The 20,321-nt window shown below is 45.5% G+C and carries 19 protein-coding genes and 1 tRNA gene; 11 read left to right on the top strand and 9 right to left on the bottom strand.

Annotated features, from left to right (window positions below; translation table 11 throughout):
- From JGK07_RS26350 to JGK07_RS26335, 4 genes are all read left to right on the top strand, one after another.
- On the top strand, nt 1-402 hold a 402-nt coding region (locus JGK07_RS26350; protein ID WP_293271621.1), incomplete at its 5' end, for a tetratricopeptide repeat protein.
- Nucleotides 351-2,267 (top strand): CHAT domain-containing protein, encoded by a 1,917-nt coding sequence (locus JGK07_RS26345; RefSeq protein WP_293291118.1) that lies wholly within the window; start codon nt 351-353, stop codon nt 2,265-2,267. The genes JGK07_RS26350 and JGK07_RS26345, both read left to right, overlap by 52 nt.
- 238 nt (nt 2,268-2,505) lie before the next feature.
- Entirely contained in the window at nt 2,506-2,865 is a 360-nt protein-coding gene (locus JGK07_RS26340; protein ID WP_293185894.1) for a hypothetical protein, read from the top strand.
- Nucleotides 2,852-4,366: a hypothetical protein gene (locus tag JGK07_RS26335; protein ID WP_293185893.1), complete on the top strand. Its 1,515-nt coding sequence runs from the start codon at nt 2,852-2,854 to the stop codon at nt 4,364-4,366. Before JGK07_RS26340 ends, JGK07_RS26335 begins: the two co-directional genes overlap by 14 nt.
- A 142-nt stretch (nt 4,367-4,508) precedes the next feature.
- On the opposite strand, the gene moeB is transcribed toward JGK07_RS26335, so the two are convergent.
- From moeB to JGK07_RS26305, 6 genes are all read right to left on the bottom strand, one after another.
- Nucleotides 4,509-5,678 (bottom strand): molybdopterin-synthase adenylyltransferase MoeB, encoded by a 1,170-nt coding sequence (moeB, locus tag JGK07_RS26330; RefSeq protein ID WP_293206756.1) that lies wholly within the window; start codon nt 5,676-5,678, stop codon nt 4,509-4,511.
- Nucleotides 5,679-5,757: 79 nt separating this feature from the next.
- Nucleotides 5,758-6,237: a M67 family metallopeptidase gene (locus JGK07_RS26325; protein ID WP_293206757.1), complete on the bottom strand. Its 480-nt coding sequence runs from the start codon at nt 6,235-6,237 to the stop codon at nt 5,758-5,760.
- A gap of 208 nt (nt 6,238-6,445) precedes the next feature.
- Nucleotides 6,446-6,673 (bottom strand): ferredoxin family protein, encoded by a 228-nt coding sequence (locus tag JGK07_RS26320; RefSeq protein WP_293130872.1) that lies wholly within the window; start codon nt 6,671-6,673, stop codon nt 6,446-6,448.
- A gap of 251 nt (nt 6,674-6,924) precedes the next feature.
- On the bottom strand, nt 6,925-8,160 hold the full coding sequence (locus tag JGK07_RS26315) for an ATP phosphoribosyltransferase regulatory subunit (protein WP_293225956.1): 1,236 nt from the start codon (nt 8,158-8,160) through the stop codon (nt 6,925-6,927).
- 318 nt (nt 8,161-8,478) lie between these two features.
- Complete coding sequence (locus tag JGK07_RS26310) at nt 8,479-9,423, bottom strand: tetratricopeptide repeat protein (RefSeq protein WP_293198631.1); 945 nt, start codon at nt 9,421-9,423, stop codon at nt 8,479-8,481.
- A gap of 102 nt (nt 9,424-9,525) precedes the next feature.
- Nucleotides 9,526-10,341: an inositol monophosphatase family protein gene (locus JGK07_RS26305; protein WP_293225958.1), complete on the bottom strand. Its 816-nt coding sequence runs from the start codon at nt 10,339-10,341 to the stop codon at nt 9,526-9,528.
- Here JGK07_RS26305 and JGK07_RS26300 point away from each other — a divergent pair.
- Nucleotides 10,327-10,530 (top strand): hypothetical protein, encoded by a 204-nt coding sequence (locus tag JGK07_RS26300; protein ID WP_293225960.1) that lies wholly within the window; start codon nt 10,327-10,329, stop codon nt 10,528-10,530. The two genes, JGK07_RS26305 and JGK07_RS26300, sit on opposite strands and share 15 nt — an antisense overlap.
- Before the next feature lie 218 nt (nt 10,531-10,748).
- On the opposite strand, the gene JGK07_RS26295 is transcribed toward JGK07_RS26300, so the two are convergent.
- Both JGK07_RS26295 and JGK07_RS26290 read right to left on the bottom strand, forming a co-directional pair.
- A complete protein-coding gene (locus JGK07_RS26295) occupies nt 10,749-11,348 on the bottom strand; it encodes a thermonuclease family protein (protein WP_325315760.1) in 600 nt (199 codons plus the stop codon).
- 102 nt (nt 11,349-11,450) lie between these two features.
- A complete protein-coding gene (locus tag JGK07_RS26290) occupies nt 11,451-11,819 on the bottom strand; it encodes a 2Fe-2S iron-sulfur cluster-binding protein (RefSeq protein WP_293155842.1) in 369 nt (122 codons plus the stop codon).
- A 607-nt stretch (nt 11,820-12,426) separates the two neighbouring features.
- Here JGK07_RS26290 and JGK07_RS26285 point away from each other — a divergent pair.
- A tRNA-Ser gene (locus JGK07_RS26285) sits at nt 12,427-12,511 on the top strand.
- Nucleotides 12,512-12,975: 464 nt separating this feature from the next.
- Here JGK07_RS26285 and JGK07_RS26280 read toward each other — a convergent pair.
- A complete protein-coding gene (locus tag JGK07_RS26280) occupies nt 12,976-13,773 on the bottom strand; it encodes a pentapeptide repeat-containing protein (protein ID WP_293225962.1) in 798 nt (265 codons plus the stop codon).
- Nucleotides 13,774-13,842: 69 nt separating this feature from the next.
- Between JGK07_RS26280 and JGK07_RS26275 the strand changes: the two genes are divergently transcribed.
- The 5 genes from JGK07_RS26275 to JGK07_RS26255 form a co-directional block, all read left to right on the top strand.
- On the top strand, nt 13,843-14,751 hold the full coding sequence (locus tag JGK07_RS26275; RefSeq protein ID WP_293185883.1) for a phosphodiester glycosidase family protein: 909 nt from the start codon (nt 13,843-13,845) through the stop codon (nt 14,749-14,751).
- A 351-nt stretch (nt 14,752-15,102) separates the two neighbouring features.
- Nucleotides 15,103-17,580 (top strand): MASE1 domain-containing protein, encoded by a 2,478-nt coding sequence (locus tag JGK07_RS26270; protein WP_293225964.1) that lies wholly within the window; start codon nt 15,103-15,105, stop codon nt 17,578-17,580.
- A 15-nt stretch (nt 17,581-17,595) separates the two neighbouring features.
- Nucleotides 17,596-18,885 carry a response regulator gene (locus JGK07_RS26265; protein ID WP_293191598.1) on the top strand — a complete coding sequence of 430 codons (1,290 nt, stop codon included), beginning with the start codon at nt 17,596-17,598 and terminating at the stop codon, nt 18,883-18,885.
- 220 nt (nt 18,886-19,105) lie between these two features.
- A complete protein-coding gene (locus tag JGK07_RS26260; RefSeq protein WP_293185880.1) occupies nt 19,106-19,363 on the top strand; it encodes a hypothetical protein in 258 nt (85 codons plus the stop codon).
- Nucleotides 19,364-19,433: 70 nt separating this feature from the next.
- Nucleotides 19,434-20,321: ribbon-helix-helix protein, CopG family (locus JGK07_RS26255; RefSeq protein ID WP_293239702.1), on the top strand; the 888-nt coding region annotated here is incomplete at its 3' end.

Genomic DNA, 20,321 nt, shown 5'->3' with positions numbered 1-20,321 from the left:
CAAAATAATTTAGGAAGTGCTTACAGTGACAGAATCAAGTTCGATAGAGGAGAGAATATCGAACGGGCGATCGAATGTTATCAAGCTGCTTTACAAGTTTACACCCGCGATGCTTTGCCCCAATATTGGGCGACGACTCAAAATAATTTAGGAAATGCTTACAGTGACAGAATCAAGTTCGTTCGAGGAGAGAATATCGAACGGGCGATCGAATGTTATCAAGCTGCTTTACAAGTTCGGACTCGCGATGCTTTGCCCCAAGATTGGGCAATGACTCAAAATAATTTGGGAATTATTTACAGTGATCAAATATGGGTAAACAGAGGTGATAATTTAGAAAGGGCGATCGAATGTTATCAAGCTGCTTTACAAGTTTACACCCGCGATGCCAAAATAATTTAGGAAGTGCTTACAGTGACAGAATCAAGTTCGATAGAGGAGAGAATATCGAACGGGCGATCGAATGTTATCAAGCTGCTTTACAAGTTCGGACTCCTACCACCTTACCTCTTGACTGTCTGCAAACAGGGCGAAACTTAGGCGATTTAGCATTAGCAGTAAACTTGTGGGAAACCGCCATACTCGGCTACGAAAAAGCGATCGAAGCAGTCGAACAAAGCCGCGAGTGGATAGCCTCCGAAAACCGCAAACGAGAAATTATCGAAGAAAACCTCAACATCTACGAAAAAATGATGCAATCCTGCATCAATCACCAACAATATCACAAAGCAGTTCAAACAATCGAACGCAGCAAATCCCGCTACCTAGTCGAACTCTTCACCAACAGCGAAATCTATCCCAAAACAGCCACCCAAACCGAAAAACAGCAACTCCAAAACCTGCGCCGCCAAATCGCCTCCCTCCAACAATCCCCTCAACAACAACAAGATAATTTGGCAACAGCATTACAGCAACTAGAACAATACCTAGAAATCTTCAAACAGCGAGAACCAGAATTCAAACTAACTCAAAAAATCCAACCCATAGACATCCCCGAATTCCAACAAACCTTAGACACCGAAACCGCAATTATAGAATGGTACATCGGCGGGGGCGGGCACGCACCATCCACCGCCCCTACGGGGGGATTTGCATTCATCATCACCCACAACAACATAGAATTAGTCACATATACCACAACCGAAATAGCCGAATTAGAAACCTGGAAAAACAACTATCTCAACGAATACCGCGACAAAGCCAAACAAAAAATCTGGCAACAAACCTTATCCGCCAAACTGCAAAAACTCTCCGAAATCTTGCTGCTAGATGAGATAGTCGCCACAATTCCCAATCATTGCCGTCAACTAATATTAGTACCTCACCGCTACCTGCACTTATTCCCCCTCCACGCCCTACCATTCACATCACAAACCCGGTTCACTCAACAAACCGAATTTTGCGGAAACCTCCTAGACTGCTTCCCCAGCGGCGTGAAATACGCCCCCAGTTTGCAACTATTAGAACTCGTACAAAACCGCATCAAAACCCGCACATCTCCCGCCCCCGAACTTCAGCCATTATTTGCGATTCAGAATCCCACCGAAGATTTATCGAACGCCGATATGGAAGTACAAATCATCAAACAAAGATTCGACACCCATGATATCTTAATCAAACAACAAGCTACCAAAATCGCTTTCAACGAAAACCTCAAAAACCTCTCCAATGCTAGCTATATCCACTTTTCATGTCACGGAGTCTTTAACTTTGACGATCCGCTGCTGTCCCTTCTCGCCCTAGCCGATTCCATCGAGGAAAATAACGAGACAGATGCAGAAAGCCGCTATGTGACAATGCGAAGCGGGCGAAAAGCCATCCCCGAAAAATGCCTAACCTTGCGAGAAATCTTTGCCGATTTAGAGTTAAGTAAGTGCAATCTCGTGACACTCTCCGCCTGCGAAACTGGGTTAACCAGTTCAACAGAAATGACTGATGAGTACATTGGTTTACCCAGCGGCTTCTTGTATGCTGGGAGTATGAATGTTGTGAGCACATTGTGGTCAGTCGATGATTTTGCGACGGCGATTTTAATGATAAAATTTTATCAGGAATTGCTACCGAAAGTTTCAGTCGCAGTCGCTTTGAACGCCGCCCAAAACTGGATGCGCGCCGTCACCAAGGAGGATTTTGGAGTTTGGGTGAAATCCTTAAATTTAGATAAAAAATCTGGGCAAAGTGTGGAACTGTGGTTAGTATCATCGCTAGAGGAACGGCCTTTTAGTCATCCCAAGTATTGGGCGGCATTCTGTGCTACTGGATATTAGGAAACAGGTTTTTCGATATCTGCGATGGGTGGGGGCGGGTTTATGAATTTGGGGATGGGATGATACAAATGTCGGCGAACCCGCCCCTACAAATTTGGGTATTCTTGATGTATGATTGTCTTACCCAATTCCGTAGGGGCGGGTTCACCAACCATCTTTGATTCCGACAAAAAAATCACAAAAACCCGCCCCCACCCAACCAACCAACCCTGACATTTTATTAACGGAGAATTGTTTTATGGAACCCGAAAAAGTTATCATTGTCTTCTTCAAATGGTTGCGCGAAAATCCGAGCATTTTCATGCCCACAGCATGGCAAGATTTACCGAAACTAGATACAGAAATAGCAGAATCAGCCGATGATGAATTATTTCCCATTGCTATGACTATCAGCAAGTGGTGTGCCCATCATGGATTGGGAGATACATTAAGAGATTGTACGCGGAAAGAAATCGAGGATGCCGGTGAACCCACTGCAACCACACAGCAAATGTTAACCAATACTACTCAAACTCTGCGTCAAGACATTGAAGAAACTTATAAAAAACTTCAACAACTAGATGCACAGAAATTAGATAAAGACAATGACTCAAAATAGTAAAATCTATGCCCCCAATGTCTATCTATTTGCCTATCACCTCTGCAAACCCTCAGAAACAGAGTCGAGTTCTCCTGTAGAATTAACCAAACTGTGGGAAAAGTGCAACGAGATATTGCAAACTAAATTAGCAGTCGGTAAAGCATTCAACGGCAGCTATTTACCCAAAAAAGATGAACCTCTCGGATGGCGAGTTGAACTAATTAACAAACAAGTTGTCGGCGGTCGAAATTCTCTCGCTTTTGCTAAGGATATTTCCTTTGACAACCAGCAAATTAGCCTCAAAGGTTTCGCCCAACCGCTGCGGATTGATGACAGCTATGCTTTGGGTTTGCAAATTCGCGTCCCCGAAAAAGTTAACAATATAAAAACGCCCGCTGTCGATGTTACCATCTTCAAAGAATTTAATCCCGATAACTGCTTGCTGCCCGATTTTGTGCAAAGCTATTTCGGTCAAACTTTGCTGCTTACAGCTTGGCTGAGTGTCGAACAAAACCAGGCCGCGCGGGAAGATTCGCAGTTTCTAAAAGGTTTAGCCCAACAGTGTCTAGAAAAGTTTATTTGCGGTGACAAGCAGCCGAATTTTTACCGTCAAGGCGAGTTATTCGGTAGCCCAATTTTAGAATACGGCGATCCCAATCGCCAGGATACTGAGTACCACATTATAGTCTGGTTTTTCAGCAGTTCTGCAACTGAGGAAATCTGGGATGAGACGCGGTACAGCGATTTTGTCGAGTTATTTTTGTACCGCAATAAGATTCTCCGCGCCTATCGCGATACCCGGAAACTTTACCGGGTGATTAGCGAGGAATACAAACAAATTGAGCTCAATATCGACGCGACTTTTAATTATTTGCGGCAAGACGAAGCCCAGCAGCGGCAATTGAAAGGTGCAGGCTTAAAGGAAGAGGAATTAGAACGCCTGGAACGTCAGACAATCGAGATGCCGCCGCGCGCTGTCAAGTATGCCCGGTTGCTGATGGACTTGGAATTTCGGCAAAATACGATCGCAATTAACGCCAAAAACTACCAAGATAAATTATATCAAATAAGTCTTGACTTAAAATCCCGGAAGAAATACAATGAAAGTGACTGTGATTTAAGCTTTCTCGAATTATTCAGCAAAGAAACCTCGCCGCAGTTTCAAGCACAAATCAAATGTGACTTAGGCTACTTCAGCCACGGCACCGGCTTGCTAGACAAAGCAATGGAAGCAATTCGAGGAGTTGTCGCCATTGAAGAAGCTTATCGCGATGCAAAATTAGAAGTCACGATTCAAGCTGTCGGCTTTGGTTTGGGAGTCGCCGGAATAGTCTCTGGTAGTTCTCCTTATTTAATTAAACAAGATCAGCCGAATCAGGTAATTGCTTTGCCTTTCCTGAAGGTGGGAATTAATTCTTTTGTGTTGGTATTGTTGATTAGTATCGGCGCGGGAGTTGTGGTTTGGGGTTTGGTGATGTTGGGCGCAAATTTCAAGAATATTCGGGCTAAATTTAAATAAACCCGGCGGTTGAAACCGCGTCTACACAGACGAAACCCGCCTCCGCGGGTTGAAGATTTTACCTCTTCGTCCACGGAGGTGGACATCGTTTGTGTAGCCGCGATTTCCAATCGCCGTGAATTCTAATCGCCTTTAAAGTAATTTAATATTGAGGAACAGACGAATCTACTTCTTGACTCCAAGCAGTAATCCCGCCCTTAACATTAATTCCCTCAATTCCGGCTTCCTTCAAGATGCCCAAGGCCTTCGCAGAACGGCCGCCCATTTTGCAATGTGCAATCAAGCGATGTCCGTTCAACAATTCTTTGACCTTCGCAACACCTGCGCCGTGTTCGATATCCGGTAATGGAACCAAAACTGACCCAGGAATTTGAGCAATTTGATATTCGTTAGGATTGCGAACATCCAACAATACAAAATCCTTGGCGCCGCTGTCGATTAATTTTTTAAGTTCGGTGACAGTCATCTCAGGAATTTTCTGTTGTTCTGCTTCCTCGGCTTTAGCTTGAGGAATGCCGCAGAATTGTTCGTAATCGATTAACTTGTCAATTACCGGACGTATTGGATTCGGTCGCAATTTCAACTGACGGAATGTCATATCTAAGGCGTTGTACAGCAACAATCTGCCGCTCAAAGTTGTACCTTGACCTAAGATGATTTTGATAGCTTCCGTGGCTTGAATGCAGCCAATTACCCCAGGTAAAACTCCTAGAACGCCGCCTTCGGCACAGGAAGGAACCATCCCAGGAGGCGGGGGTTCTGGGTACAAATCGCGGTAATTCGGGCCGCCTTCGTAGTTGAAAACTGTTGCTTGTCCTTCAAATCGGAAGATGGAACCGTAGACGTTGGGCTTGTTCAAAAGCACGGAAACGTCGTTCATTAAATAGCGAGTCGGAAAGTTGTCCGTACCATCGATAATGATATCGTAGGGAGTGGCAATGGCGATCGCATTTTCGGAACTAACGCGAGTCTCGTACAAATCAACTTGACAAAAAGGATTGATTTCTAAAATCCGATTTTTCGCCGACTCAATCTTCGGCTTCCCAACCCAAGAAGTGCCGTGAATAACCTGGCGCTGCAAATTGGAATGGTCAACAACATCAAAGTCTACAATCCCAATGCGGCCAACACCGGCGGCTGCTAAATACAGCAGCAGCGGCGAACCCAGTCCTCCCGTACCGACGCAGAGCACGCTGGCTGCTTTGAGACGCTTCTGCCCTTCCAATCCAACTTCTGGCAGGATCAGGTGGCGAGAGTAGCGTTCGTATTCTTGTTTGTTGAGCTGGATCTCGTCCAGATTAGGATTTAGCATGATATTCTGTTATACGCCGATTTTGAATTACATCCTATCTGAATCTTTCGCATTTTTACGTGTTTGTTATGTTTAGTAATTATTTCTTAATCTGAGTCGGTTCGATCGCGATAATTTCCTCTGCTTGAAAGTTGCCCTCTGCGTCAAGACTCCAACTGCGGAGGTCTTCTGAACTGCCTTGTCGCACGGATACGATGATGTAAGAGTATTTGGCCCATGCCATTTTGCGATCGCACTCCGAGGGCACTGCCGGACAATCCGGGTGAGAATGATATATGCCGATAATATCAAGAGTGCGATCGCGCCCGTGTTTCATCGCCCGCAACATATCTTCAGGCTTAATAGCATATCTGCGTCTTTCTGTCAATCCTGTTTGTTCGGGCCAATTCTCCTGGGCTTCTGCACTCCAAGCATTGTCAGCCGGCCAAACTTCTACTAAAGTTTTAATATCGTCAGTGATTGTACCTAACAATAAACCGCAGCATTCTTCTGGATAAGCGCTTTCGCCGTGGCTGCGGATTGATAATATTTGTTCGGGGGAAAGTGCGATATTTTGCATTTTCTTGTAGGCTTTTTTAAACGAACCGCGAAGGTGCGAAGGACGCGAAGGAAGAGAGGAGAAGGGAAGGGAATTTTTTATATATAACTAATGTTAAATATGCCCGGTTTCTCTTCATAAATCTTGAGTTTATTAACGAAGAATCTCTGAAGAAACCGGGTTGATAATGCCGTGCGTAAGTGCTGGGCTATCTAGCCCTCAATTGCTATCAAGTAGGAGTTTGCTGCAATTCGGGCCGTTCATCTGCGACGATCGCATTTTCGACTGGACACACCTGCAAACAAATGCCGCAGTCTATGCAGGTATCGAAGTCAATCCAAAACCAATCAGTGCCTTTGACGTTTTTGCCGGGGCCGGGATGAATGCAAGCAACTGGACAAGCGCCGACGCAATCAGCAACTCCTTCGCAGATATTTGTAACGATAGTGTGCGCCATGTTTCTATTTTAGATTTTAGATTTGGGATTTGGGATTGGAAATTATATCATGTCTTTCTAACTACAACAATACAATTGGTTCATAGTGAAGAGTTTAGTTTTAGGGTTTTTTGCGGACTAAAGTCCTCACTACGAACCTGGTTAGAATTTTATTCTTTTGGTTTTTTGCGGACTGAAGTCCTCACTACGAACCGTTTTTATTGCTGGTAATTTGTTGGACACGATCTTAGGAATTAGGTTTCAAACAGATCCTAGTTTACTGTTTCAATTGTTGGGACGCCTTCGGCATTTACCCAAGCAATTTGAGCGATTCTGCGATCGCGCGCGTAGTCTCTAGCAGCCTCCTCTGTCTCCCGACTCTCCAAATCTATCTCCACCCGCACTAGGGGAGTAGACTCTCGGAGTTGGCGGGCATAATCAAAGGCCGCCGCCGCTGCTTCCGGTGTTTGAGGCACTACCAACCATTCGCTAGCTGCTGTTTCTGTGGGCAATTGACCCTCTGTCAACAAAACTTGGTGCAAATCTTCAATATTCAGACAAAACCCGATGCCGGGGGAATTTTGCCCTTGGGGGTCGAACAGTCCTAGCAGTTGGTCGTACCGTCCGCCTTGTCCTAATACTCGCTGTCCGCTTTTGCTGCTGCTGACAACTTCAAACACTATTCCAGTGTAATAGTCAAAGGTTTGAATTAAACTCAAATCGAGGTGGATGTGAGATTTCAGATTGGGGATTTTTGCTTGACATTTTTCCAGCAGTTCGATCGCACTTTTGAGTTCATTTAATGCTGCTTGCTGCGGCACATCTAAATCCAGCTTCGCCACAATCTCCAATACCTCTTCTGGCTTGCCGCGCAAGTCAAACAACAGCAGAGCTCTTTCTCGCAATTCGTCCGACAGCGGCAAAGTTTCCAAAGCTATGCGATCGAGATTGGCGATCGCGCCGCGCACTTTTTGGCGCACGTTTGGCCCAAACGGTTCTAGCAAAGTTGCAGTTAAGCCCGCTTCTCCCAGCACCAAATGCCAGTCATCAATTTCTAAGTTTTGCAAGCACTCAGACAGCAGCAGCAGCACTTCCGCATCCGCAACGCTCCCGCCCGCGCCCAGCAGTTCTACCCCCGCTTGATAGAACTCCTGTTGCCCGCCTGAACCCGTATCCGGGCCTTTGCGGAAGACATTGGCGTTGTAGTAGAGGCGCTGGGGCTGCCAATTTGTCCCGGACATCCGCATTGCAGCCGCGCGGGCGATGGATGCTGTCAATTCTGGCCGCAAGCCGAGTTCTCCATCTTCAGCGTCTTGGAGTTGAATTAAGGTCGATCGGTCGATCGCGCCCCCAGCCATCAACGTCTCCAGCCTCTCTAGAGTAGAAGTAATAATCCGGTGATAGCCCCAGCGGTGAAACACCTGCTGCAAGCGCCGTTCGATCGCAATTTTTTGAGCAACGTCAAGGGGCAATAAATCTCTTGCACCCGATGGGGGTTGGTGAACCATATCAATTTTAGATTTTAGACCTTAGATTCTATACCAATTTCACAAAAGAATGCCACTTCAGGCAAGTTCCCAACTCTCACCAGTCAATTATTCCCCATTCTTTAATTGAAAATCGTATTTGATTGGACTTAGAAGCTTGCCTTTAAGACACCTTGTTAAAGTCGAACGCCGCCACCCTAACATTCGACTTTAACAAATTAAAGTATCAACAATACGCTTGGGATCGGAAGACCGGGCGCTTGAAACCGCCGTATTATCTTTTCAACGATGATTCAAAACAGACAACTGAACAACTGACAACTGACAACTGACAACTTATCATTTTTTCTTCCCGCCAAACAAACTTGCAAAAAATCCCGGTTTCCCCTCACTTTTTTTATCCTTTGCGGAAGCTTGTTCCAGCTTTTTCTTAACCTCCAAAGCCGTCGGTTCTTCAGGATTTGATGCCAAAGCTTTTTGCACCTCAAGTTTTGCCATTGTGGCTTGATTTTGTTGAAAGTAACACATTGCTAACAAACCGTGAGCTTTGCTGTGTTTCGGTTCGCGCTTCAGGGCTTCTTTCAACTCCAAAGTTGCTTTGGCATAATTTTTGCTGTCCATGAATCCTTGGGCTCGGATGCAAGATTGATCGGCCAGCGAGTCTTTGAATGCTGGGACTCTGGGTGGCGGTGCGGCGGCAGGAGTTGCAGTCGCAGGAGTTGCGGCGGGAGTTGCTGCTGCTGGGGTTGCTGTTGCAGTTTGGTTTGTGGCTTTTGGGGGTGAACCGGCTGAAACGACACCGCCAAGGCGCTCTTTTCGCAGCAGGTAAACCATGTTGAGTTCGCTAATTTGATCGATCGCATCTTGGGTTTCTTGAACCGACTCGTACTGCTTGAGAGCGAGTTTGCCAACTGCTGTTTTATAAGCTTCTTCCAAATCTTTAGCGGTAGCTAACTCTTTGGCTGCTGCGCTTTCGACTTGCATTTTTGCTTGTTCTTTAGCAACGCGCTTGGCGATAGCTGCTAATAGCAGGTTGTATTCTTTGCGATCGCTTTCCTTAGAGAATTTGTTGTAGGCGGGATTGACCACTTTTGACAAAAATTGGTTGGCCCACTCTTTATCCGCTTGGTCTTCAAAAGAGCAAGTATCCGAATGCAAGCGGCGGGCGATTTTCATGTAGCGCTTGCGGATGTCGTTAAACTCTGCGTCTAGGGGAATTCCCAAAATTGCGTGCTGATCTGTAAAGTCGTACTTGAACAGCCCTTTTGTCATTTCAAAAGACATAACTTTTACTCTCGCTTTCCTGACTTTTGACTATTCTTTAATGTAGCTTGACTTCAGGGGTTGTGACCCCCGTACTATCCCTGAGTCCTTGCTGTCGAAGCGCTACCTCCAGGAAGATAAGGGCGGAACTGAAAGCAATGCACCGCTGAGTTCGGCGTGTATTTTGCCGTTTGTCGCCAAAACCCGACCCGAGCTCATCTCAAAGGCACCGCCGTCATAGGCTGTAACTTCACCTCCGGCTTCAGAAACGATGAGTACACCGGCTGCTACATCCCAAGGGGAGAGTCCCCGTTCCCAGTATCCGTCCAATCGCCCGCAGGCTGTATGTGCGAGGTCTAGGGCTGCGGAACCGCTGCGCCGCACGCCTTGGGTGAGGTGGGTGAGGTGACAGAATTCGGCATAGTTATTGTCTGCTGTTTCGCGCCGATCGTATGCAAAGCCAGTCACTAGCAAGCTGGTTCTCAATTCTAAACTTTGCGAAACTGCGATCGGCTTACGGTTGCAAGTTGCGCCCAATCCTTTACCAGCTCGAAACAATTCGTTATGTAAAGGGTCATAAATTACGCCGATTTGTGGTATACCGTCGATCAGAAGCCCGATCGACACAGCGTAAAAAGGATATTGGTGAGCGTAATTAGTTGTACCGTCCAAAGGGTCGATCGCCCACAGGTATTTGCTAGTTGCATCCCCTAATTTGCCCGATTCTTCAGCGAGGATGGCGTGTTCGGGTACGAAGCGGCCCAGAATTTCTAAGATGACGGCTTCAGAGGCTTTGTCGGCTTCTGTGACTAAATCGCCCGATCGGCCTTTTTCTTGAACATTTTCTAATTTGCCGCAGAAAGATTGCAGTACGGAACCAGCGGCGAGGGCTGCTTCGGTGGCTATTTCAAGGAAGTTTTGTAGTTGATTATCTGTCATTGGGAATTGGGAATTGGGAATTGGGAATTGGGAATTGCGAATTGCGAATTGGGAATTGCGAATTGCGAATTGGGAATTGCGAATTGCGAATTGCGAATTGCGAATTGGGAATTGGGAATTGGGAATTGGGAATTGGGAATTGCGAATTGGGAATGGGCAAAACAGGGAATTGGTAATTGCTTCCAATGATTGCCAACGAGAGCATCTCACTTTTGCAAAAAAGCAATTTATTGACAGTGCGAGCGTCCCCGCTCGCGTATTGTACAATACGCGAGCGGGGACGCTCGCACTATAAAATCAAAACAGAGATGCTCCCCTGTCAACTGTCAACTGTCAACTGTCAACTGTCAACTGTCAACTGTCAACTGTCAACTGTCAACTGTCAACTGTCAACTGTCAACTGCCAACTATTTCCGATTTTGCTGTCGGAATTCTGCGGGAGTTTGGCGCAAAGCTCGTTCTGGATTCCACAGGCCTTTACCCATGACTCTCGCCCATTCTTGAGCGTTGGCGAGTCGCTGTTGATATTTGGTATTGCGCGATCGCACCGAGGCCAAAACATAACCTTCTTTGACTAGCAGTTCGTTGAGCAAAATTTTATCTTGCCACAAATAGGCTAATTTGCGATCGAACTGGTCTTTCTGTTCGATGTCCGATTCTAGCAATACCTCTTTCCCCCCAATTAGCTGTTCTAATCTTTGTTTCGCTGCTTCTCCCCAAGGCTGCTGTTTTAAATCGGGTGCATCAATCCCAATCAGCCTGATTTGCTCTAATAAGGCAATTTTGTCGGCTGTACTGATAACTTCGATTGTTTGGCCGCTGATAGCCCTTTCTACTTTGGCGATCGTACCTTGGGGCATTTCTGGTTTTTCGCAGCTAGCTAACAACACGCAAAGGGCGATCGCAAATAACCGATAAAGCAGCATTGGGAATAGGGAATGGGGAATGGGGCATTGGGAATTGGGAATTGGGAATGGGGAATTGGGAATTGGGAAGCTATTTTGCATTTAAATTGTGTATCAAAAATCAATTAAACTCTTTTGTGGGGTGGGCTTCTAGCCCGCCCCCAACAAGCAATTCAAAGGCGCAACAGCTTACCAAATTTGCTCTCATTCTTCATCCAACGGCAAACCGACTTTCACTTTACCCTTACCGAAATAGCGGCCGAATTGCAATTCGTACACTTCATCTTCGTCTTGCGTCTCTACCTCAATATTGGAACGCGGATAGCAGACGCACAGCAGCGCATAACCCTCTTTTTGCAGTTCCACAGAAAGTCCCATTGCTTCAGGCTGGTGCAGTTGTCCCGACTTGACGCGCACCGCACAGGCTGTACAAGCGCCGTTACGGCACGAAAACGGCAATTCCACGCCTTGATTTTCAGCACTTTGCAGGATGTACCTGTCTTCGGGTACTCGCACAGTGTGGCGATCGCCCGTTTGTCTGTTATGAATTTTAATTGTGTAGGAGCGAGTCATCAAAATTATGGGTAGAAACCCCGTCCTAAAAGGACGGCTTTGCGTTTTTGAATTTACTATCGCCTTGGGATTGGTTGACTTGGTGTACTTTTGTATTGCACTTTGGGCGGGACAATTACCGCTTCAAATTTTCCAATCCTGTACGCATAGTAATTCGCTCAATTGAGCCTCCCTTTCGGGGTAATGTTAGCTTCGCCAATGTTTTTAGAGCTTGTTCGGCTAGTGGCACTGTTTCAGTGACCTTAAAACTGTTTAACCACTAGCGACAGAGCAAGAGACTAGCTTCGCATCTCGAGGTGTCGTGGCTCAAAAAACGTAGTCAGTTAAGACTTAGGCTGGTCAGAACGGCTTGTTTGATTTCTCTTCCAAGCCTCATGCCGTCGCGGCTGAGGTTCCTAACAGGGATTTTAGATTTTAGATTTTAGATTGGACTTGGGCGACAAAATCCTTGATATGAATGGGTTTGCGACACAGGGCAGGATAATTTTACTCGCCCGTTTGACACCCTACCCACATTAAACAACAAATTTATGCCGTTACCCCTTCCCAAATCAGATTTGTTCTGCTAAGATAGTTTAGCTGTGGCTGAATGAATTCATTTAGCCCTGGAGAGGTGGCCGAGCGGTTGAAGGCGCACGCCTGGAAAGTGTGTTTAGGGCAACTTAACGAGGGTTCGAATCCCTCCCTCTCCGTTACACAAGCTGTTCAGGCAAAAAAAACAGCTTGCAAAAAATCTCTTGTATGAGATAAATATTTCAATTCGATCGCCCCTGAGTTTTTTTGATAAAAGCCTGGGGCGATTGCTTTTATATTTCTGAGTGTAAATCAGAATCTATTTGAGTATTTTAGGTGCAAGCTACAAGCCCTCCCCGCCAGCAAGTTCAGTATTTGTGGAACGGGCTTCTAGCCCGTTGCTAACTAAAATCAAGTATTTGTGGAACGGGCTTCTAGCCCGTTGCTAACTAAAATCAAGTATTTGTGGAACGGGCTTCTAGCCCGTTGCTATAGCCCTTCTCAGATAGATGAGGTATGACTGACAGCTTATATAACCACTAAACGTATTGGGCCCAAGCCCAACTACATACCTCATCTTTTTGAGAAAGGCTATAACTAACATCAAATAGCTGTGGAACGGGCTTCTAGCCCGGTGCTAAAATTAGTGCAAAATATCAGTGCGATCGAACTTAGCACCGCTGAGATTTGCCCCTGTAAACGAAGTACCCTCAGCATTTGCAATCTCTCGAACAATAGCAGAGAAAGAGACAAAGGAAAACCAAAAATACAGCAGCGACAGCAAGGCGAAACACGTACCCAAAAACAGTTTCTGAGTACTCAGAAAAGCGCTAGCCGTTGCAGAAAACAAAAAAGCTGCTCCGTAAGTCACAACACTTCCAGCGGCTACGATCGCAATTTTAGCAAATTGATGCCGCATCCGGGAACTCACAAAAAACATTAACACACCGCCGATCGCCATTCCAGCAAGAGCAGCCTGAGAATTATTCTTAGTTGCAGTCCCAGCATAGAAAAATCCCAACAAAGCCCCTGATAGAATAGCAGAAATTGTTCCCGCCAATCTACCCACTTTTGACGTTGGTGGCTGTGTACGGGCGATCGCCCCAGCAATGCCAGCAACGCTCAAAACCCCGTACAGCAACAGCACAAAAGGCCAACTGCGAGAACCCGGTACCTGTCCTTGGGTTCCCAAAATCAGTCGAGTCACAACATCGCCCACAATCACACAAATCGCGATCGCCACGCCACTCAAAACACCAATCTGTCGCCCCGAAAGCCCCATTTTAGCACCCAAAAAATTCGCCCCTTCCAACTGAGCATTTCTAAAATTGCAGCCTCGAACATCCGCACCCCCGAAATCAGCACCGTTAAGAACTTGTCCCCGGAACGATCGATTACACAAAACTTGATTGCTAAAATTAAGACAATCCGAATAATTCATACTTCCCTCTCATCTCTTCCTTCGCATCCTTTGCGTCTTCGCGGTTCGTTAAAAAATCTCCGTCACAAAATGAAACTAACCAATCCGCTCAAAATCAAACAAATCTCTCATATTATCGGTTTCGGAATCTTGCTCGCACCAATACTAATCTATAACATTCCCTACTTTTCGCGTCCAGCACAAACAAACGAAGTGCGATCGCTATTTCAAGGAATCGCCTACCGACGGGAATTTCGCTCAAATCCGCGTCCCGCCATCATTCACACTGTTAGCATCGACCTCAAAGCGCCAGGAATTGGAATTTTTGTCACACCCGGAACCGCCACACCCGATTTAACCGAAACCAACGCCCGCATCGCTACTGAATTCCTGAAAGAATTTAAATTGCAATTAGCAGTCAACGCCAATTTCTTTTATCCCTGCGTTGAGGAAGCACCTTGGAATTATTATCCCCGCAGTGGCGATCGAGTAAATAACGTCGGACACGCCATTTCCAAAGGCCAAGCTTACTCTCAACCAGAATCACACTTTCCCGCCCTTTGTTTTGACACCAACAACCGCGCCCAAATAATCGAAAACGGCACTTGTCCTCAGGGAACAGCCTATGGAGTTGCGGGAGATACTGTACTGGTGAAAAATGGCAAAGCCCTAGCACAAAGCCCGGAAAAAAGCAAGGATGATAAACCTTATCCGCGAACAGTTGTGGCGATCGATAAAACAGGCGAAAAATTGTGGTTCATTCTCGCAGACGGCAAGCAGAGGATGTACAGTGAAGGGCTGAAGTTGAGCGAAATAACAGAGATTTCGATGCAGTTAGGAGCCGATACAGTCCTAAATTTGGATGGCGGCGGATCGGTAACTTTGGCAGTAGCATCGCCCTCAGGAGCAAAACTGTTGAATGCTCCGATTCAGAACAAAATTCCCATGCAGCAGCGTCCAATTTCCAATCATTTAGGGTTTTACGCGCGGGAAAATTAGGGTTGCAAACAGCCGCGCAGGAACTTGGTAGCATCAACAGATGTTGGTTCGGATGAGTGAAATTGTTACAAATCTTCATCGGCGAGATAACGGCCTGCATCGTCAGCAGCCTGAATGAGTTAGATTTCGGCGCGAGAGTGCGAATTTTCCCAGGCTGCTAAGCTGACTATTCGGGCTTTCGGGATTAATTCTTTGGCTTTTTCGCTTAATTGTAGAGTCATACACAAATGGGTAGTCGGTAATGAGAGAAAAATGGCTGATTAGAATTGTACGATAATTGCGATCGGCATCACTGCCAATCAACATAAATCTGGACTAGCTTAATTGAATATTGTTTAAATTTTGACTTTAATGCAAAAATTACTAGGACAGCGACAACAAAAAAAGACACCCAAGAGCAAGTTTCAATTTGTGCAGGATAAAAATATACTCATAGCATCATTAATAATTCCTGCGATACACTTCGGTCTTTGCGAAATATACCTATTAATCTCATCCGAGAATGGAACAGTAGCAATTTGGCCGTCAGCAGGTCTTTTTTTGGCAGCTTTCCTCCTGCTGGATTGGCGGATTTTACCTGTTCTATTTATCAGCGATTTGATGGTAAAATATATGATGTTTTTCCCACAAGACTTGCTGGTAAGTAGTTTAACTGCTTTTGGGAATATCGTCGATCTGCTAGTAGCAAGTTTTCTAATTAATCGCTTCGTAAAATACCGAAATTTACTAGATAGATCCCAGGATGTTTTCAGATTTTTTGTGCTGCAATTACCCAGCCCTATCGTCAACAGCACTCTCGCGGCTACCGTACTGTGCGTGCAAGGCATTAGCCCCTGGAGTGCTTACCCAGAAGTTTGGCGGAGTTGGTTTACCTCAATCATTGCTGGTACGCTGATTGTGACGCCAGCAATTTTGACCTGGGCTCAGCAACCCAAGCAGTCCGAAAAACTCCGGCCTCCGCAGATTGCAGAATTTGGACTTTTGCTACTGTTGCTGGTTGTCATCAGCAAAATCGCCTTTTGGCAACAGTATCCCCTCGAATACATGATGATTCCGCTGCTGATTTGGTCGGCATTTCGATTCACATCGCGGGAATCGACTTTGCTGGTGGTGATTGTTTCGGCGATCGCAGTTTTTGGAACATCCCACGGTTTGGGTTCCTTTGTCAGATCTTCCCTCAACGAATCGCTGTTTCTGCTGCAATCTTTTATCGGTGTTGTAGCCGTTACCACCTTTGTTTTATCTGCGGTAATTAACGAAAATAAACAAGCAGCAGCCAAGCTCAAAAAACTGAATAATGAGTTAGAACAGCGAGTAGAAGAACGCACAGCTCAACTACAAGAAGCCAAAGAAGTGGCTGACGCGGCCAACCAATCGAAAAGCGACTTTCTCGCCAATATGAGCCACGAACTCCGCACTCCCCTCAACGGGATTTTGGGCTACGCTCAAATCATGAACCGTTCCCAATCTTGGGGAGAAAAAGAGCGTAATGGCGTGAACATTATTTACCAGTGTGGCTCCCATCTTTTGACACTGATTAATGATATTCTCGATCTCTCCAAAATTGAAGCAGGCAAATTAGATTTGCATCCGAAAGTTTTTCATTTTCCCTCTTTCTTGCAAAGCATTGTTGAGATTGTTCGCATCCGCACCGAACAAAAACAAATTGATTTGATTTATCTCCCAGATGCTGAACTTCCCCAAGGCGTAGAAGCCGATGAAAAACGCTTGCGTCAGGTGTTAATTAATTTACTGGGAAATGCCGTCAAATTTACAGATAAAGGCAGCGTAACTTTCAAGATAGAAGTAATAAAACCCGAGTTTTTATCACCTGCGGAATCTGCAATCGAAAATCCCAAATCCCAAATTCAACATCGACTGATTCGCTTCCAAATAGAAGATACAGGCGTCGGCATGACTCCCGATTCTCTGTCAAAAATATTTACACCTTTTGAGCAAGTAGGAGATAGCAACCGCAAAACAGAAGGCACCGGACTCGGACTGGCAATTAGCACCGAGATTGTCAATTTAATGAACAGTAAAATTGAAGTTTATAGTGATTTTGGCAGCGGCAGCACCTTCGCTTTTACTGTCAATTTTCCCTTAGCTGCTGACTGGGCAAATGCAGCCGCAGCCGCTACTGGGAAGAAGATTGTGGGCTATCATGGAACTCAGAAAACAATTCTGATCGTCGATGACAACTGGCAGAACCGTTCCGTGATTGTTTGCCTCCTGGAACCAATTGGTTTTGCAGTAGTCGAAGCTGAAAATGGCGAGGATGGCTTAGCAAAAGCAGCTCAAATAAAACCGGATTTAATCATCGCTGATTTGTGGATGCCTGTGATGGACGGCTTTGAAATGCTGCGGCTGTTGCGGAGTTCAGAAGCATTAAAAAACGTGCCTGCTGTCGTCTCGTCTGCTTCTGTCTATGAAATGGACATCCAAAAAAGTTTGGATGCTGGGGGCGATGATTTTCTGCCGAAGCCGGTGCAAATTGAGGAATTATTTTCGATCGTGCAAAAGCATTTGCAAATTGAATGGAAGTATCAGGAGACAGCCTCAATTGAATCTGCTGGCGAACAATTAGCACCAAAACCTATATTTAATTCACCTCAGGCAACTTTAGCCATGACAATTCCTGCACCGGAAGAATTAGCTTTGTTGCTGAAATTAGCCCAGCAGGGTCGCTTGAAAAAACTTACTGAAGAAGTTAAGCGCATCGAACAACTCGACAAGAGTTATACTCAATTTATGCAGCCAATTCTGCAATTGGCAAAGAGCTTTCAATCGGACAAAATTGAAGATTTTCTCAACCAGCATATCAACTAACAGGAGAAAATATTTATGTCAGAAGCTGAGTTAATTTTAGTGGTAGATGATACGCCCGCCAATCTGGATGTCATCTCCGAGGCGTTGACGGATGCGGGTTATGAAGTTGCGATCGCGATTGACGGCGAACGAGCTCTCAAGCAAGTTCAGTATACGCTGCCGAGTTTAATTTTACTGGATGTGATGATGCCGGGAATTAACGGGTTTGAAACCTGCCGCCGCCTCAAAGCATCCGAGGCTACCAAGGACATTCCTGTGATGTTTATGACGGCTTTGTCGGATACAGCAGATAAGATTAAAGGATTTCAACTCGGTGCGGTTGATTATATCACTAAACCTTTTGAAGAAATGGAGGTATTGGCGCGTGTCAACACTCACATAAAACTTCGCAATCTCAATAAAGAATTAGAACAGCGAGTAGCCGATCGCACGGCGGAACTAACTGCTGCTTTGATACAAGTTAAGCAATCGCAGCTTCAGTTAATTCAGAGCGAAAAAATGTCGGCTTTGGGCAATTTAGTCGCTGGTGTCGCTCACGAAATCAACAATCCAGTGGGTTTTATTTATGGCAATATCAAGGAGTTAAATTTGGCGATCAAAGATATCTTTCGCCACTTGCGGCTTTATCAGCAAGAATGTCCAAATCCGGGTAAAGATATTGAAATCCACGCCGCAGACATTGATTTAGAATATGTGTTGAAAGATACAGCAAAGATGTTATCGTCAATGGAAGTGGGATGCGATCGCCTTCGCAACATCAGCACTTCCCTGCGAACCTTCTCCCGCGCCGATACGGCTGTGAAAGTCTCGGCTAACATCTGCGATGGGATTGACAGCACGCTGATGATTTTGCAGCACCGCCTGAAAGCTCAAGATACTCGTCCCGAAATTCAAGTTATCAAAAAATATGGAGAGATTCCCCCGATAAAATGCTATTTGGGACAACTAAATCAGGTATTTATGAATGTGATTTCAAATGCGATCGATGCTGTGAATGAGTGCAGTTACGGACGCAATTTTGCGGAAATTGCAGTGGCTTGTAATACAATTATTATTACTACAGAATTAACTCAAGACAGAGAAAGGGTGGTAATAAAAATTAAAGATAATGGTAAGGGTATTTCAGAGGATGTAAAATCACACATTTTTGACCATTTGTTCACTACAAAATTAGTCGGGGAAGGGACGGGGTTGGGTTTGTCGATTAGTCGCCAGATAGTGGAAGAAATACACGGCGGTAGTTTGACTTGCTCTTCGGTGTTGGGTGAGGGGGCTCAATTTGCGATCGCACTGCCGATCGATTAATGCGATAATTTTAGAACGATCCCCCGCAGCCATTTGATTGTTCTTGATGTGCAGCCTGCTTTGTAAAACTTACTCAAACTTAACTAAATCGGTCGATCGCACAATTTTTACAAGCTCATCAACCGTACCTCTCTTGGGGTGGCGATTTGACCGAGGAAGCCCAGCAGTTTTTCCCGCGTCGGCGTTGCTGTGGAGTCGCCCTTAGGAAACAACGGAAGTTGTGAAGACTGGCGTTTTCGTAACCTTGAAAGACTATCTGGCTGCTGAGTTGGATTTGGTCGATCGCGCCCAAGCCGTGACAGGTAGCTCAAATTTAGATAGTATTTTACAAGCTCAACTGTGCTATCTGCGGTATCGTGCCGAAAAAAAACCGGGCCGGGGAATGTTGAAGCGGTTCTGCGGCGAGGAATCGACTAAGCGAGTATATTCACAGTTTTTTGTTAGATTGGGAACAGAAGCTGCCACAATTGGTATGTAACAAAAATTGATTTTAATAGAAACTTCAGCCACTATACTAATAAGTGTAGGTTGGCATGAGGAAAATGCCAATGGTCAAAAAAAATCGCAATGTAGTTAGTTCAAATCCAGAAAGCAAAGTCAAAGTCGGACTTTCGCTGACTCCTTCTAGTGCCGATCGATTGAACGCGATCGCTCGAAAGCTGGGAATATCAAGGTCAGAACTCCTAGAACGCTTGGCAAAAGGCGCTCTGGATATTTCTAAAGACAAGAGTCAAGTTAGTGTCACTTGGAAAAAAGGTGAAGAAACTGCGGTCGATACCGCTGAGTTGGAAGGGGAAACAGCCGAAGAAAGCGACATTAATGACGCTATAACGGCAGAAACCCTATTGGACTCGGTAAGCGTACAGTCAAATCCCCTGGAAGCAAGTTACGAATCTTTACAGCAGCAGTTGAGCGAAGGCGAAAGTGCGATCGCCGAATTGCAGCAGCAATTAGCTGACAAGCAAACTCTCGAAGCTCAATTGCAGGAAACTGTATCGAAGTCAAGTTACGAATCTTTGCAGCATCAATTCGCCGAAAAAGAACATTTGGCTAACGAATTGCAGCAGCAACTAGCCTCCAAATCTAGCGATTTGGAATCTTTGCAGCATCAATTCGCCGAAAAAGAACATTGGGCTAACGAATTGCAGCAGCAACTAGCCTCCAAGTCGAGCGATTTGGAATCTTTGCAGCATCAATTCGGCGAAAAAGAACATTGGGCCAACGAATTGCAGCAGCAACTAGCCTCCAAGTCGAGCGATTTGGAATCTTTGCAGCATCAATTCGCCGAAAAAGAACATTGCGCCAACGAATTGCAGCAGCAACTAGCCTCCAAATCTAGCGATTTGGAATCTTTGCAGCATCAATTGGGCGAAAAAGAACATTGGGCTAACGAATTGCAGCAGCAACTAGCCTCCAAGTCGAGCGATTTGGAATCT

The organism is Microcoleus sp. PH2017_24_DOB_U_A, assembly GCF_020738205.1.
Taxonomy (GTDB): Bacteria; Cyanobacteriota; Cyanobacteriia; order Cyanobacteriales; family Microcoleaceae; genus Microcoleus.
This window is presented reverse-complemented; position numbering and strand designations above follow the sequence as displayed.

Coding starts and splice junctions, on each gene's coding strand:
- JGK07_RS26290 (WP_293155842.1), bottom strand. CDS start 11,819: ATGACTCGCTCCTACACAATTAAAATTCATAACAGACAAACGGGCGAT.
- JGK07_RS26305 (WP_293225958.1), bottom strand. CDS start 10,341: ATGACAGATAATCAACTACAAAACTTCCTTGAAATAGCCACCGAAGCA.
- JGK07_RS26335 (WP_293185893.1), top strand. CDS start 2,852: ATGACTCAAAATAGTAAAATCTATGCCCCCAATGTCTATCTATTTGCC.
- JGK07_RS26315 (WP_293225956.1), bottom strand. CDS start 8,160: ATGGTTCACCAACCCCCATCGGGTGCAAGAGATTTATTGCCCCTTGAC.
- JGK07_RS26320 (WP_293130872.1), bottom strand. CDS start 6,673: ATGGCGCACACTATCGTTACAAATATCTGCGAAGGAGTTGCTGATTGC.
- JGK07_RS26345 (WP_293291118.1), top strand. CDS start 351: ATGTTATCAAGCTGCTTTACAAGTTTACACCCGCGATGCCAAAATAAT.
- JGK07_RS26270 (WP_293225964.1), top strand. CDS start 15,103: ATGCAAAAATTACTAGGACAGCGACAACAAAAAAAGACACCCAAGAGC.
- JGK07_RS26340 (WP_293185894.1), top strand. CDS start 2,506: ATGGAACCCGAAAAAGTTATCATTGTCTTCTTCAAATGGTTGCGCGAA.
- JGK07_RS26295 (WP_325315760.1), bottom strand. CDS start 11,348: ATGCAAAATAGCTTCCCAATTCCCAATTCCCCATTCCCAATTCCCAAT.
- moeB (WP_293206756.1), bottom strand. CDS start 5,678: ATGCTAAATCCTAATCTGGACGAGATCCAGCTCAACAAACAAGAATAC.
- JGK07_RS26280 (WP_293225962.1), bottom strand. CDS start 13,773: ATGAATTATTCGGATTGTCTTAATTTTAGCAATCAAGTTTTGTGTAAT.
- JGK07_RS26275 (WP_293185883.1), top strand. CDS start 13,843: ATGAAACTAACCAATCCGCTCAAAATCAAACAAATCTCTCATATTATC.
- JGK07_RS26325 (WP_293206757.1), bottom strand. CDS start 6,237: ATGCAAAATATCGCACTTTCCCCCGAACAAATATTATCAATCCGCAGC.
- JGK07_RS26265 (WP_293191598.1), top strand. CDS start 17,596: ATGTCAGAAGCTGAGTTAATTTTAGTGGTAGATGATACGCCCGCCAAT.
- JGK07_RS26310 (WP_293198631.1), bottom strand. CDS start 9,423: ATGTCTTTTGAAATGACAAAAGGGCTGTTCAAGTACGACTTTACAGAT.